At 70.7% G+C, this 14,056-nt stretch carries 12 protein-coding genes; 4 read left to right on the top strand and 8 right to left on the bottom strand.

The window, feature by feature from the left end:
* Positions 1–21: 21 nt before the first annotated feature.
* Positions 22–1,428, bottom strand: a complete 1,407-nt coding sequence (locus tag OG758_RS16855; RefSeq protein ID WP_442810334.1) for a diaminobutyrate--2-oxoglutarate transaminase family protein — start codon at positions 1,426–1,428, stop codon at positions 22–24.
* A gap of 384 nt (positions 1,429–1,812) precedes the next feature.
* On the opposite strand from OG758_RS16855, the gene OG758_RS16860 reads away from it, so the two are divergent.
* Positions 1,813–3,039 (top strand): trypsin-like serine peptidase, encoded by a 1,227-nt coding sequence (locus OG758_RS16860; RefSeq protein WP_326710777.1) that lies wholly within the window; start codon positions 1,813–1,815, stop codon positions 3,037–3,039.
* Positions 3,040–3,221: 182 nt separating this feature from the next.
* Complete coding sequence (locus OG758_RS16865; RefSeq protein ID WP_326710778.1) at positions 3,222–4,424, top strand: trypsin-like serine peptidase; 1,203 nt, start codon at positions 3,222–3,224, stop codon at positions 4,422–4,424.
* A gap of 94 nt (positions 4,425–4,518) precedes the next feature.
* Here the strand turns inward: OG758_RS16865 and hflX are convergent, their stop codons facing one another.
* From hflX to miaA, 6 genes are all read right to left on the bottom strand, one after another.
* Positions 4,519–6,015, bottom strand: a complete 1,497-nt coding sequence (gene hflX, locus OG758_RS16870) for a GTPase HflX (RefSeq protein WP_326710779.1) — start codon at positions 6,013–6,015, stop codon at positions 4,519–4,521.
* A gap of 224 nt (positions 6,016–6,239) precedes the next feature.
* A complete protein-coding gene (locus OG758_RS16875) occupies positions 6,240–7,718 on the bottom strand; it encodes a M1 family metallopeptidase (protein ID WP_326710780.1) in 1,479 nt (492 codons plus the stop codon).
* Positions 7,719–7,785: 67 nt separating this feature from the next.
* Positions 7,786–9,915 (bottom strand): RelA/SpoT family protein, encoded by a 2,130-nt coding sequence (locus OG758_RS16880; protein WP_326710781.1) that lies wholly within the window; start codon positions 9,913–9,915, stop codon positions 7,786–7,788.
* 137 nt (positions 9,916–10,052) lie between these two features.
* Positions 10,053–10,931, bottom strand: a complete 879-nt coding sequence (gene dapF, locus OG758_RS16885) for a diaminopimelate epimerase (protein ID WP_326710782.1) — start codon at positions 10,929–10,931, stop codon at positions 10,053–10,055.
* Positions 10,932–10,986: 55 nt separating this feature from the next.
* Entirely contained in the window at positions 10,987–11,454 is a 468-nt protein-coding gene (locus tag OG758_RS16890) for a hypothetical protein (protein ID WP_326715945.1), read from the bottom strand.
* Positions 11,455–11,561: 107 nt separating this feature from the next.
* Positions 11,562–12,500, bottom strand: coding sequence for a tRNA (adenosine(37)-N6)-dimethylallyltransferase MiaA (gene miaA / locus OG758_RS16895; protein WP_326710783.1), 939 nt, complete (start codon positions 12,498–12,500; stop codon positions 11,562–11,564).
* Positions 12,501–12,682: 182 nt separating this feature from the next.
* On the opposite strand from miaA, the gene OG758_RS16900 reads away from it, so the two are divergent.
* Complete coding sequence (locus tag OG758_RS16900; RefSeq protein WP_326710784.1) at positions 12,683–12,979, top strand: hypothetical protein; 297 nt, start codon at positions 12,683–12,685, stop codon at positions 12,977–12,979.
* A gap of 23 nt (positions 12,980–13,002) precedes the next feature.
* Entirely contained in the window at positions 13,003–13,260 is a 258-nt protein-coding gene (locus OG758_RS16905; RefSeq protein ID WP_326710785.1) for an antitoxin, read from the top strand.
* 73 nt (positions 13,261–13,333) lie between these two features.
* On the opposite strand, the gene OG758_RS16910 is transcribed toward OG758_RS16905, so the two are convergent.
* The gene (locus OG758_RS16910) at positions 13,334–14,044 is read right to left on the bottom strand and encodes a class III extradiol dioxygenase subunit B-like domain-containing protein (protein WP_326710786.1); all 711 of its coding nucleotides are present in this window, start codon (positions 14,042–14,044) and stop codon (positions 13,334–13,336) included.
* Positions 14,045–14,056: the final 12 nt, after the last annotated feature.

Below are 14,056 nucleotides of genomic sequence, written 5' to 3' on the forward strand. Positions count from 1 at the left end.
ACGGGGCCGGTCCCGGCTGGGCTATCCGTGATGGGTGCGGGCCGCCTCGGCCAGGGCGTCGGCGAGACGCTCGACGACGGCGGCAGCCTGTTCATCGGTGATCGTGAGGGGCGGCAGAAGGCGTACGACGCTGGAGTAGCGGCCGCCGAGCTCGACGATGAGTCCACGGCGGAGGCATTCGCGCTGTACGGACGCGGCGAGTTCGGGCGCGGGAGGATGTGGGCTCGCCTCGGGTGCGGCCGGTCGGTCCGGGTCCTGGGCGGCGCCTACGTCGACCAGTTCGACGCCGATCATCAGGCCACGGCCCCGCACGTCCCCGATGCAGGGGTGTTCGGCGGCGAGACCCTGGAGCTGGCCCACCATGCGGGCGCCCAGGAGGGCGGCTCGTTCGGCGAGACGGTTCTCCCGGACATAGGCGAGGGTCGCGGCGCCGGCGGCCATGGCGAGCTGGTTCCCGCGGAACGTGCCGGCGTGGGCCCCGGGTTGCCACACGTCGAGGTCGTCCCGGTAGACGACGACGGCCAGGGGAAGGCTGCCGCCGATCGCCTTGGACAGGACCATGACGTCGGGCACCACGCCGCTGTGTTCGACGGCCCAGAAGGCGCCGGTCCTGCCGACGCCGGTCTGGACCTCGTCGGCGATCAGCGGGATGGAACGTGCCGCGGTGAGTTCACGCATCCGACGCATCCAGGCATCGGGCGCGGGAATCACCCCGCCTTCCCCCTGGACGGGTTCGAGGATCATGCCGGCGGGATGCGGCACCCCCGACTTGGGGTCGTCGATGAGGGATTCGGTCCAGCGCGCGGAGAGTTCGGCGCCGCGCTCACCGCCGACGCCGAAGGGACAGCGGTAGTCCTGCGGAAAGGGCAGCCGCGCGACCCTGACGTCCTGCGCCCCGCCGGACGCTTCGAGTGCCCCCGCGGTCATCCCGTGATAGGCGCCGGTGAAGGCGAGCATTCCGCTGCGGCCGGTGGCCGTGCGGACGAGTTTCAGGGCGGCCTCCACCGCGTCGGTGCCGGCCGGTCCGCAGAACTGGATCCGTGCCCGCTCGGCGAGTCCGGCGGGAAGCGTTCGGAAGAGTTCCGTCGTGAAGGCGTCCTTCACGGGGGTGGCCAGATCGAGCACATGCAGGGGGGCGCCGGAGTCGAGTACGCGTCTGATCGCTTCGAGCACGACAGGATGATTGTGGCCGAGGGCCAGCGTGCCCGCGCCAGAGAGGCAGTCGAGGTACCGGCGTCCGTCGGCGCCCTCGATCGTCAGGCCGCGTGCCCGCACGGGCACGATCGGCAGGGCGCGCGCATAGGTGCGGGCCGCCGACTCCCGCGCGGACTGCCGCCGCAGGATTCCCTCTTGGGCGGCGCCCTCACGGGCGGCGCCCCCCTCATACCCCGCGGACACCGCCGCGGGCGCAGGCTCGGTGACGGCCACTGCTGTTGGTCCTCCCCCTGGATCCCGCTGGATCCGGTCGAATTCTCGGTATGGGGGGATCAGTTGACGTACGGGTGTCCGGGGCGGAACCCCAAGAACCGAGCGACGACGGCGAATCCCCCGTACGTACCAACGACGGGGACTGCGCGGGATCACGGGTCGGCGGAAAATCCTTGTCCCTTGGAAGATCCATGCCGTGACGGAACCGTTGCCGTTCCGTGGGGAGTCCCCCACAGCGCCCGCATAGGGTGGGTTGCCGTTCGACGGAGGGTGGAGGGTTCGGTCGCGGGGCGAGGCACACCAAGTGCCGAGTGTGGCGCGACGGGTTCACGACCGCCGGCGTCCGACACTGCACAGTTCTCGAAGCCCAGGGGGATTCACGACATGCGACCCATACGTCCGCTCTTGACCGTTCAGCGCGGGAGGAGCGCGCGCCGCAGAACCTCCCCCGTGGCGGCCGCTCTCGCCATCGGTGCGGCGCTCGCGCTCACCGCCACCGCGTGCGGTCCCGGCGACGACAACGCGGACTCGAAGCCGACCGCGTCCGCTACGCAGGGCGGCAGCGACAAGATCCAGATCCCGGACGACATCAAGGACCGGCTCAAGGAGCACGGTATTGATCTGGACAAGTGGAAGAACGGCGAGTGGAAGAACTGGGACAAGGACAAGTGGCTGCGTGAGGCGCAGGACTACGTCAACCCCATCATCGACGGTCTGTGGGACCCGGACCGGATGCGTGACGCCGACAAGAACCCGGACAACGAGGTCGACGACAACGACATCTCGGGCGACCAGGGTGTGACGGACCCGACGCCGCAGCCGGTGAAGGCCGCGGCCGTCGGCACGCCGTACCACGACAGCGCGCCGTACGCCGGAAAGCTCTTCTTCGACGGCCCCGAGGGCTCGATGGTCTGCTCGGCGACAGTCGTCACGGACCCCGCCCACCCGGGCAAGTCGAACATGGTGTGGACCGCGGGCCACTGCGTGCACGCCGGCAAGAACGGCGGCTGGTACCGCAACATCGCCTTCGTGCCCTCGTACAACAACGCGGGCCTGTCGGACGCGCAGCTCAAGACCGCCACCAAGGAAGAGGTCGCTCCGTACGGCGTCTGGTGGGGCGCGTGGGCGCAGACGTCCGACCAGTGGATCGAGCAGGGCGGCCCGACGGGCGGGCAGGGCGCGCCGTACGACTTCGCGGTCATCCAGGTCACGCCGGAGAAGGGCAGCGAGAGCAAGTCCCTTGAGGAGGCGGTCGGTACGGCCGTGCCGGTCGACTTCAACGCGCCCGCGGTGCCGAAGATCGCGACGATGACGGCGAAGGGCTACCCGGCCGCACCGCCGTACGACGGCCAGACGCTCTACCAGTGCGCCGACAAGCCGGGCCGGCTCTCGCTCGCGAAGGCCGAGCCGACGATGTACCGCATCGGGTGCACCATGACCGGCGGTTCCTCCGGTGGCGGCTGGATCGCGCAGGGCTCCAGCGGCAAGCCGTCGCTGGTGTCGAACACGTCGATCGGCCCGGTGACGGCCGGCTGGCTCGCGGGCCCGCGCCTCGGCAAGGAAGCCAAGGGGATCTACGACGCGGTCAGCAAGAAGTACGCCGGCCAGTAGGGCAGGCAACGCCGGTGAGCAGGCAACGGGCGGCGGCGGGGTGACGAAACCTTCACCACCCCGCCGCCGTTCGCCCTCAACTCCACAGGCATAGTGGGGTGCTGCGTCCGAGATCTCCGCACGGAGCTCACATTGGACCTGACAAGCTCATGACATATTCGCTCAACGGGGGTAACAGCACCATGCGTTCCACACGTCCGTCATCCAAGCGGAGCCGGGGCCGTCGCAATGTCCTCGCCGCTACGGGGCTCGCCGCGGTCCTGGCGCTCACCGCCACGGCCTGCGGCCCGAGCGACGACAAGGCGAGTGACAAGTCGGGCGCCACTGCTTCGCAGGGAGCCGACAAGGGATCCGACGGCAAGCTGCCCGGGGGCATCGCCGACCAGCTCAAGAAGCACGGCATCGACCCGGACAAGTGGCAGAACGGCGCCTGGAAGAACTGGGACAAGGACGACTGGCTGCGCGAGGCCAAGGACTTCGTCAACCCGGTCATCAAGGACCACTGGAAGCCCGAGCGGATGAAGTCCGCCAAGGACCCGGACAAGACGATCGCCGCGAAGGACGCGTCGGCCGACCAGGGCGCCACGGACCCTGAGCCGCAGCCCGTCAAGGCCGTGCCCGAGAAGACCCCGTACCACGAGAACGCCGCCCCGGTCGGCAAGGTCTTCTTCGACTCGCCCGAGGGTTCGATGGTCTGCTCCGGCACCGTCGTGAAGGACCCGCGCAACCCTGGCAAGTCCAACCTCGTCTGGACCGCGGGCCACTGCGTGCACGCGGGTGCGGCGGGCGGCTGGTACCGCAACATCGCCTTCGTCCCGGCCTACAACGACCTGGGCAAGTCCGAGGCGCAGCTGCAGAACGCCGCCCCGCAGGAGATCGCCCCGTACGGCACCTTCTGGGCCGACTGGGCCTCCACCTCCAACGAGTGGATCGACACGGGCGCCGAGTCGGGTGGTGCGGGCGCTCCGTACGACTACGCGGTGCTGCACGTGAAGCCGGAGCAGGGTTCCAAGTCCCTCGAGGAGACCGTCGGCAACGCGCTGCCCGTCGACTTCTCCGAGCCCGCGGTCCAGTCGGTCAGCAGCATGGGCGCCTGGGGCTACCCGGCCGCGCCGCCGTTCAACGGCCAGCTGATGCACAAGTGCATCGACCGCCCGGGCCGTCTGTCCCTCAGTCCTGACATGCCGACGATGTACCGCATCGGCTGCACCATGACCGGCGGTTCGTCCGGTGGCGGCTGGTTCCGGATGGTCGACGGAAAGACGCAGCTGGTGTCGAACACGTCGATCGGCCCGGCCGAGAACACCTGGCTGGCCGGACCGCAGCTGGGCAAGGGCGCCCAGCAGGTCTTCGACACGATGAGCGAGAAGTACGGCAGCCGGTAACCGCCGGCTTCACCGAACGAACGAGGGCCCGCCCCCAGGAAGTTGGGGGCGGGCCCTCGCCGTCGGCGCAGGATGCCCGGCTGCTGCCGGAGCGTCAGCTCGCGGCCGCCGCCGAGAGGTACGGCGCGAACTCGGCGGCGAGTTCCTCGTGCACCCGCCCCTTGAGCAGGGTGCCGTCCGCGGTGTGCTCCTCGGAGATCACCTCGCCGTCGGCGTGCGCACGCGCCACCAGCTGACCGTGCGTGTACGGCACGAGCGCCTCGATCTCGACCTCGGGACGCGGCAGCTCGTCGTCGATGATCGCGAGCAGCTTGTCCATGCCGAGCCCGGTGCGGGCCGACACCGCGATCGCGCGCTTCTCGACGCGCAGCAGCCGCTGGAGGATGAGCGGATCGGCCGCGTCCGCCTTGTTGATCACCACGATCTCGGGCACCTGCGTGGCGCCCACGTCGCGGATGACCTCGCGCACGGCGGCCAGCTGCTCCTCCGGCGCCGGGTGCGATCCGTCCACCACGTGCAGGATCAGGTCGGATTCACCGACCTCCTCCATCGTGGAGCGGAACGCCTCGACGAGGTGGTGCGGCAGGTGCCGTACAAAACCGACCGTGTCGGCCAGTGTGTAGAGACGGCCGCTGGGGGTCTCGGCCCTGCGGACGGTCGGGTCGAGGGTGGCGAACAGGGCGTTCTCCACCAGGACTCCGGCACCCGTCAGGCGGTTGAGCAGGGACGACTTGCCCGCGTTGGTGTATCCGGCGATGGCCACCGAAGGCACCTTGTTGCGGCGCCGCTCCTGGCGCTTGATCTCGCGGCCCGTCTTCATGTCCGCGATTTCCCGGCGCATCTTCGCCATCTTCTCGCGGATCCGTCGCCGGTCCGTCTCGATCTTGGTCTCACCGGGACCACGGGTGGCCATGCCGCCACCGCCGCCGCCACCCATCTGCCGGGAGAGCGACTGACCCCAGCCGCGCAGCCGCGGCAGCATGTACTGCATCTGCGCGAGGGCGACCTGCGCCTTGCCCTCTCGGGACTTGGCGTGCTGGGCGAAGATGTCGAGGATCAGGGCGGTCCTGTCGACCACCTTGACCTTGACGACGTCTTCGAGGTGGATGAGCTGGCCGGGGCTGAGCTCACCGTCACACACGACGGTGTCGGCTCCGGTCTCGAGGACGATGTCGCGCAGCTCCAGGGCCTTGCCCGAGCCGATGTACGTCGCCGCGTCGGGCTTGTCCCGGCGCTGGATGACGCCGTCGAGCACCTGGGCGCCGGCGGTCTCGGCAAGAGCGGCCAGCTCCGCGAGGGAGTTCTCCGCGTCACTGACGGTTCCCGAGGTCCACACACCGACGAGCACGACCCGCTCCAGGCGGAGCTGTCGGTACTCGACTTCGGTGACGTCCTCGAGCTCGGTGGAGAGGCCCGCGACACGGCGCAGGGCCGCACGCTCGGAGCGGTCGAACTGGTCGCCGTCCCGCTCTCCGTCGATCTCGTGGCTCCAGGCGACGTCCTCTTCCATCAGGGCATCGGCCCGAAGACCTTCGGGGTTGTTCTGCGCGAAGCTCTGCGCGTCCTGGGAAGGGGAAGAAGAGGAGGTCATTGGATCCTTACGTCGAGGTGTTCGGAATGTGTGACGGTCCGCGCATGAGAGCGTGGTCCTTCGACTGACACAACGTCCCGGGCCGTCCGTAGATTCCCGGGCCGGCCGTGCCGCCGACCTGAAGATGGTCGCACGGCACGGCCCGTCTCGTCACCCGACTTATTGCCCGCCGGCGCGGGGCTCGAAGCGTGTCCCGCCTGGGCTGTTTGCCGCCGGTCGACGGCCTATCCCTTGGCCGGCTTCGCCGTCCCCACCGGCGTCGACTTCCAGTCCGGGTGCCCCGGCATCGGCGGCGTCTTCTTGCCGTACAGCCAGGCCCGGAAGAAGCCCTGGAGATCGCGGCCGGAGGTCTGCGAGGCGAGGCTGATGAAGTCCGCCGTGCTCGCCGTGCCGTCACGGTGCGTGCGCACCCAGTTGCGCTCCAGCCGCTCGAAGGCGGGCGTGCCGATCTCCTGGCGGAGCGCGTACAGCACGAGGGAGCTGCCGTCGTAGACCACGGGCCGGAAGATGCTGATCTTCTGGCCCGGCTTCGGGCCGTTGGGGGCGGCAGGCGGGCCACCCGCGGCGCGCCAGCCGTCCGAGGCGCGGTAGGCCTCGCGCATGCGCTTGGCCATGGACTGGTGACCCTTCTCCTGGGCGTAGAGGGCTTCGTACCAGCTGGCATGGCCCTCGTTCAGCCACAGGTCGGACCAGGTGCGCGGGCTGACGCTGTCACCGAACCACTGGTGCGCCATCTCATGGACCATGATCGAGTCGATGTACCAGGCGGGGTACGCGGGCTCCGTGAAGATCTCCCTCTCGAAGAGGGAGAGCGTCTGGGTCTCCAGCTCGAAGCCGGTCCGGGCCTGGGCGATCAGGAGGCCGTAGTTCTCGAAGGGGTAGCGGCCGACCTTCCCTTCCATCCAGGCGAGCTGGCCGGGCGTCTTCTTGAGCCACGGTTCGAGGACCTTGCGGTCCTTGGCGGGCACCACGTCACGGACGGGCAGCCCGTGCGGCCCCTCGCGGTGCAGCACCGCGGAGCGACCGATCGAGACCTGCGCCAGCTCGGTGGCCATGGGGTGGAGAGTGCGGTACGACCAGCTGGTGTCCGCTCCGTGACGCATCTTCAGGAAGGGCACCCCGTTGGCGACGACCGTGAGCGCCTTGGGGGCGGTGACCCGGAACGTGAACAGGGCCTTGTCCGAAGGGTGGTCGTTGCTCGGGAACACGCGGTGCCCGGCGTCGGCCTGATTGGCCATGGCGAGACCGTCCTTGGTCTGCAGCCAGCCGCCCTCCTCCTTGCCGGGTGCCGGGTTGCTGGTGTGCCGCACCGTGATCTCCAGCGGGGCACCTTCCGGGACGACGGTCTCGGGCGTGACGACCAGGTCCTCGTCGCTGGTGTCGAACCGCGCGGGCCTGCCGTTGACCTCTACGGAGCGGACGGTTCCGTGCGAGAAGTCGAGATTCACCTGCTCGAGGGTGGCGGTCGCCGTGGCCTCGATCTTGGTGACGGCGTCGAGCGGCTTCTTGTTGTCGCCGTGATACGTCAACGCGATGTCGTACGACTCCACGTCGTAGCCCGGATTGCCGAGGTGCGGGAAGAGCCGGTCGCCGATGCCCAGCGGGACCGCCGGCGGCGGCGCGCTCGCGGCGAGAAGTGCGGTGGAGGCGGCCGCGGCGACGAGCGCGGTGCCCATGCGGATGGTGCGGGGGGTGAGCAGCATGAACTACGGCTACCAGCGTGCGCGCCGGGACCCCGGCGGGACGCGCCACACCCACCCGAACGAGACCCTACGAGGTGGTCTGGGCGGGGTGCTGTGCCCGGCTGACGTCGTACACCCCTGCGATGTTGCGCATGGCCCGCATCAGTCCGGGGAGCGTTGTCGCGTCGGGGAGTTGGAGCGTGTAGGTGTGGCGTACGCGGCCCTGGGTCGGCGGTTCCACGGTCGCCGAGATCACGGCCACGCTCTCCAGGGCGATGGCTTCGGTGAGATCGGCCAGCAGATGCGGCCGGCTGAACGATTCGGCGATCAGGGAGACCCGGCACTGCGTGGTGTCGCCCCAGTGCACGCCGACCTCGGCGCGTCCCGTGCTCTTCATCCGCGCCACGCCGTGACACTCCGCGCGGTGCACGGTCACGACACCGCCGCGTACGGCGAAGGCCGTCACCGCGTCGGGCGGCACGGGCGTGCAACAGCCCGCGAGGCGGACCGAGGCGCCCGGCTGGTCCACGACGGCGTTCGCCTCGGCGGGGCGGCCCGCGGGCGCGCCCTGCGGCGCCCTGGGAGCCGGCTCCGGGGCGCGCCTGCCCTCGGGCTCGGGCTGGGGCGTGGCCGGGTGGGTCGTGAGCCAGCGCCGGATGGCGATGCGCGCGGCGGGTGTGCGGGCGTGGTCGAGCCAGTCCCTGGAGGGCTCGGAGGCGGGGTCCTGCCCCATGAGGAGCTGGACGGTGTCCCCGTCGCTCAGGACCGTGCTGAGCGTCGCCAGCCGGCCGTTGACCCGGGCTCCGATGCAGGCGTGCGCGTCCTCGCCGTACTGGGCGTACGCGGCGTCGACGCAGCTGGCGCCCGCGGGCAGGCCGAGCGTGCCGCCGTCGGGCCGGAACACGGTGATCTCGCGGTCCTGGGCGAGGTCTTCGCGCAGCGTCGACCAGAAGGTGTCCGCGTCCGGAGCGGCCTCCTGCCAGTCGAGGAGACGGGAGAGCCAGCCGGGCCTGGTCGGGTCGGCGCGCTCCCCCATGCTGTCCGTCTGCTCGTCCGCGGGGGGAGCGTAGGGATTGCCGAGCGCGACGACTCCGGCCTCGGCGACCTTGTGCATCTGGTGGGTGCGGATGAGGACTTCGGCGACCTCGCCGTCACCGCGCGTCACGGCTGTGTGCAGCGACTGGTACAGGTTGAACTTCGGTACGGCGATGAAGTCCTTGAACTCCGAGACGACGGGCGTGAAGCACGTGTGCAGCTCGCCGAGCACCCCGTAGCAGTCGGCGTCCTCACCGACGAGTACCAGCAGGCGCCCGAAGTCCGCTCCGCGCAGCGTTCCCCGCTTGCGTCTCGCCCGGTGCACGGAGACGAAGTGGCGTGACCTGATCAGCACTTCGGCCGCGATCCCGGCGTCCTTCAGGACGGCGCGGGCGTCCTCGGCGATCTCCGCGAGGGGATCGGTGCCCCGCGCGTCGTTGGCCGCGATGAGCTCGCGGGTCTCCGTGTACTCGTCGGGGTGCAGGATCGCGAAGACCAGGTCCTCGAGCTCTGTCTTGAGTGCCTGGACGCCGAGGCGTTCCGCGAGCGGGATGAGGACGTCCCGGGTGACCTTGGCGATACGCGCCTGTTTCTCGGGGCGCATCACGCCGAGGGTGCGCATGTTGTGCAGCCGGTCGGCGAGTTTGATCGACATGACCCGCACGTCGTTGCCGGTAGCGACGAGCATCTTGCGGAAGGTCTCGGGTTCGGCGGCCGCTCCGTAGTCGACCTTTTCGAGCTTGGTCACGCCGTCGACGAGATAGGCGACCTCTTCGCCGAACTCCGTACGCACCTGATCGAGCGTCACCTCGGTGTCCTCGACGGTGTCGTGGAGGAGGGACGCGGTCAGTGTCGTGGTCTCGGCGCCCAGTTCGGCGAGGATCAGCGTCACGGCGAGCGGGTGTGTGATGTAGGGCTCGCCGCTCTTGCGCATCTGTCCCCGGTGGGAGGACTCGGCCAGGACGTACGCCCGGCGCAGCGGCTCCAGGGGTGCTTCGGGGTGGTGGGCGCGGTGGGCCTCGACCACGTGGCCGATCGCGTCGGGCAGCCGGTTGCCCGCGGCGGGGCCGAGGAGCGCGGCCCAGCCGATGCGGCGCAGGTCGATCCGGGGACGGCCGCGCCGGCGGTGCGCGCCCGGTGTGATCGGGCCCGGCGTAGCGGGATTGGTCGCCTCCGCACTCATGAGCACCTCCGGCTGCGTCGACCGGCGGCAGTCTGCGGGGTTCCCGCCCGGGCCGGTGCTTGATGCTACCGAGCCCATCACGTGGAGCAGTCCCCCTCTCGCCCAGCGTGAAACGGATCACCCATTCGAGCGAACGTTCAGGGGTTTACGGTTTCGAGACCCGCCAGCCAGTCCGTGTCGATCTCCCCCTCGGCGACGATCACCGCGGGTCCCGTCATCTCGATCTCCCCGTCGGCCCGCTCCGTGATCACGAGCCGTCCGCCGGGCAGGTCCACGGCGTACGTCACCGGCGATCCGGTCACCGCCGGGTCCAGGCCGTCCCTGCGGGCCGCCGCGACGGCCACGGCGCACGCGCCCGTGCCGCAGGAGCGGGTCTCGCCCACGCCGCGCTCGTGGACCCTCATGGCGACGTGGCGGGGGCCGCGGTCGACGACGAATTCGACGTTCACCCCGTCCGGGTAGGCCGTGGCCGGGGTGAAGGGCGGGGCCGTGAAGAGGTTGCCGGCGTGGGCGAGGTCGTCCACGAAGGCGACGGCGTGGGGGTTCCCCATGTTCACGTTGCGCGCGGGCCAACTGTGGTCGGCAACACTGACGGTGACATCCCCTTCGGGGAGGAGGGCCTTGCCCATGCCGACCGTGATGTCGCCCTCCTTGTCGATGTGCACGCTCTTCACGCCTCCGCGCGTGGCCACCGCGAGGTCGCCCTCGCCGACATGACCGGCGCGCTGGAGGTAGTGGGCGAACACCCGCACGCCGTTGCCGCACATCTCGGCGATCGAGCCGTCGCCGTTGCGGTAGTCCATGAACCACTCGGCCTCGGAAGCAAGGTGCCGCGCGTCGGGGTGGGCAGCGGAGCGCACCACGTGCAGCAGGCCGTCGCCGCCGATTCCGGCGCGGCGGTCGCACAGGGCTGCGACGGCCGCCGGGGGCAACTCCAGGGCGTTCTCCGGGTCGGGGACGATCACGAAGTCGTTCTCGGTCCCGTGACCCTTGAGGAAGGCGATCCGCGTGCTCATCCCTCGATCGTACGGGGTGGCGCCGACGACCCGCCGGGACGGCCCGGTACGTGGACTAGCGCAGGCGGGCAACGCGCCACACGGCGAGGACGGCGACGGCGGCGACCACGACCGTGTACGCGCCGACGACCCGCCAGTCCGGGCGCCGGCCCGATCCGCGGGCCGGGAAGCCGGGCCAGGTGTAGCCGACGCGGCGCGCGGCCATCATTCCCCAGCCGGCGGCGCAGGAGCTGATCAGCAGCCCCAGCATGGCCACGACGGCCCCGCCGTCCCCGAACTCGAAGAAGAGCGGGAACGCGAACATCAGGGAGCCGATCGCGGAGAGGATCACGATGGGCGCGAGCTGCCACAGACGCAGGCGGCGCTGCGGGCGCAGCTCCACCTCGACCTCGGCGCCCCCGGCCTGCGATGCGAGCTCCTCGGCCGTGGGGCCGTCGGCGATCACACCGTCCGGGGTCGCGTCCGGTCCGTCAGGGCTCAGCTGTTCCCCGCCGGGTGCGGTGTCACGAGGGCCGGCCTCCATCGCCACGCGCCCTCCCACTTCGGACTCCACTGGTCGATCGATGGTCGATGATGGCACGCTCCCAGGGGCCGCGATGACGGCCGGAGCGTCCCGATGCCATCACGTGATCAGGCTGTGACCGGTCGTTCGATCAACGTCATTGCCCGGGCCGGGAGTTCCCCGCGTTCGGCCGCCGCGCCGCTGAGCCAGTGGACGCGCGGATCACGCCGGAACCAGGAGTCCTGACGGCGTGCGAAGCGCTTGGTGGCGCGGACGGTCTCGGCGCGCGCCTCGTCCTCGGTGCACTCCCCCGCCAGCGCGGTGAGCACCTGCTGGTAGCCGAGCGCACGCGACGCCGTACGCCCGTCCCGCAGGCCGCGCGCTTCCAGGGTGCGCACCTCGTCCACGAGCCCGGCGTCCCACATGCGGTCGACGCGGGTCGCGATGCGCTCGTCGAGTTCGGGGCGCGCCACGTCGACGCCGATCTGGACGGTGTCGTAGACGGACTCGTGTCCCGGCAGGTTGGCAGTGAAGGGCTTGCCCGTGATCTCGATGACTTCGAGGGCGCGGACGATGCGGCGGCCGTTGGTCGGCAGGATCGCCTTGGCGGCCCCGGGGTCGGAGACGGCGAGGCGGGCGTGCAGGGCGCCGGAACCGCGCAGGGTGAGCTCCTCCTCCAGGCGGGCGCGCACCTCGGGGTCGGTGCCCGGGAACTCCAGGTGGTCCACCGCTCCGCGGACGTAGAGGCCGGAGCCGCCGACCAGGACGGGCCAGCGCCCCTCGGCGAGCAGCCGGTCGATCTCGGCGCGGGCGAGCTTCTGGTACTCCGCGACGCTGGCCGCCTCGGTGACGTCCCAGATGTCCAGGAGGTGGTGCGGGATGCCGCCGCGTTCCTCGGGCGTCAGTTTGGCGGTGCCGATATCCATCCCCCGGTAGAGCTGCATGGAGTCGGCGTTGACGACCTCGCCGCCGAGTTCTCTGGCGAGAAAAACGCCCAGATCGGACTTTCCGGCCGCAGTGGGTCCGACGACGGCGATGACCCGCGGAGCGGGAGCTGCACTACTCACCGCCCCAGTCTCGCAAACCTCGGGGCATGTTCCCGAACGAGCTACGTGACGCCGCAGGTCCGGGGTCGTTCCCTGTTGCGAGGTCCCGACCGCCGGTTTCGAGTGCCTCAGGCCCGGGCGACGCAATCGGACGCATCGGGCGACGCGGGATTTCGCCCGCACGAGTAACGTATGGAGTTGAAATGGGTGTTTTTGCCAGGTTTCGCCGGAAGTCCAAGGACACGGAGGCGGCGTCAACCGCCGAGGCGCAGGCTGCCACTCTGACGGCCGAGCCCGAGGCCGAGGGCTCCTCCCCCGAGACCTCCGGGACTGCCGGGACTGCCGACACCTCCGCTGCCGCCGACACTGCGGCCCCGGAGGAGTCCGCGGAGGCTGCCGATACCCCCGAGCCCGCCGCGGCGGAGCCCGTGGAGATTCCCCAGCAGCAGTCCGCGGAGCAGGCCGCCGACAACGAGGCCGGTGACGGCGCCCGTAAGTAGTACCCGCGAGTGAAGGTGAACCCATGGGCATCCTGGACACGCTGAAAGCCAAGCTCAACAAGGACAAGGCCTCGGACCTCGCGCGCCAGCACGGGGACAAGATCGACCAGGGTCTGGACAAGGCCGCGAAGACGGCCGACGGGAAGACCCAGGGCAAGTACAGCGACCAGATCCAGACAGGCACGAGCAAGGCCAAGGACGCTATGGACCGCTTCGGGCAGGGTCAGGACAAGGGCGGGAGTTCGGGCGGCGGCGCCCCGCCGTCACCTCCCGCTTCCTGAGCCGGCACGCTGCGGACGGCCGCGGAGCCTTTTGCGGCTCCGCGGCCGTCGCCGTTCAGCGGCAGCCGCTCGCCTACGACCGGTCGGCGACGAAGTAGCCCACTCCATAGGGAGCGTCCTCATACAGAACGCGCCAGTTGCCGTCCTCTTCTGAGGCTGCCGTGAGGATCTGCCACGGGGAGCGGCCGGAGATCTTGAGTTCGCGGGCGAGGTCCTCGTCGAGGTTCGCGAAGAAGCCGTCGCGGTCGCCGTTGCCCAGGGCCTGCGCGATCGACGCGTCGACCCCCTCGGCACGGTCGTCCAGGTAGCCGGGTGCCTTGACGCTGCGGCAGGCCGTCCCGTCGCCCATCACCAGGAATCCCACGCGGTCGGCCCGCGCCGCAAGGTGGACGCCGTCCTCGCCATTGGTCGGCCAGGACCTGTCGCCCTCCACCTCATAGCCCGCCACAGGGCCGGTCCACCCGGCCCGGTCGAGCAGCCAGGCGCCCACGGTGAGGGACAGGGGCAGCCGGTGTGCCGACGCCTCGGCGCCCTCGGGAGCCGCTCCGAGGCGGACCTCGCGGTCCACACCGAACGGCTGGAAACTGCCCTTGGCACCCTGCTCGTGTGTGCGGGTCACCGGCCCTTCGCCGACGACCACGATCAGGTCGGGCCGGGCGGCCAGGACCGTGCGGACGGCCTCGTCACAGGCCGCGCGCGCGGCGTCCAGCTCGGGGGCCGCACCCGCGGCGACCTCGGGCACGAGCAGGGGCGGGCAGGGGCAGACGGCGGCGGCGACAAGCATGATCGGCAGCCT

Source organism: Streptomyces sp. NBC_01474 (genome assembly GCF_035918215.1).
GTDB lineage: Bacteria > Actinomycetota > Actinomycetes > Streptomycetales > Streptomycetaceae > Streptomyces > Streptomyces aureus.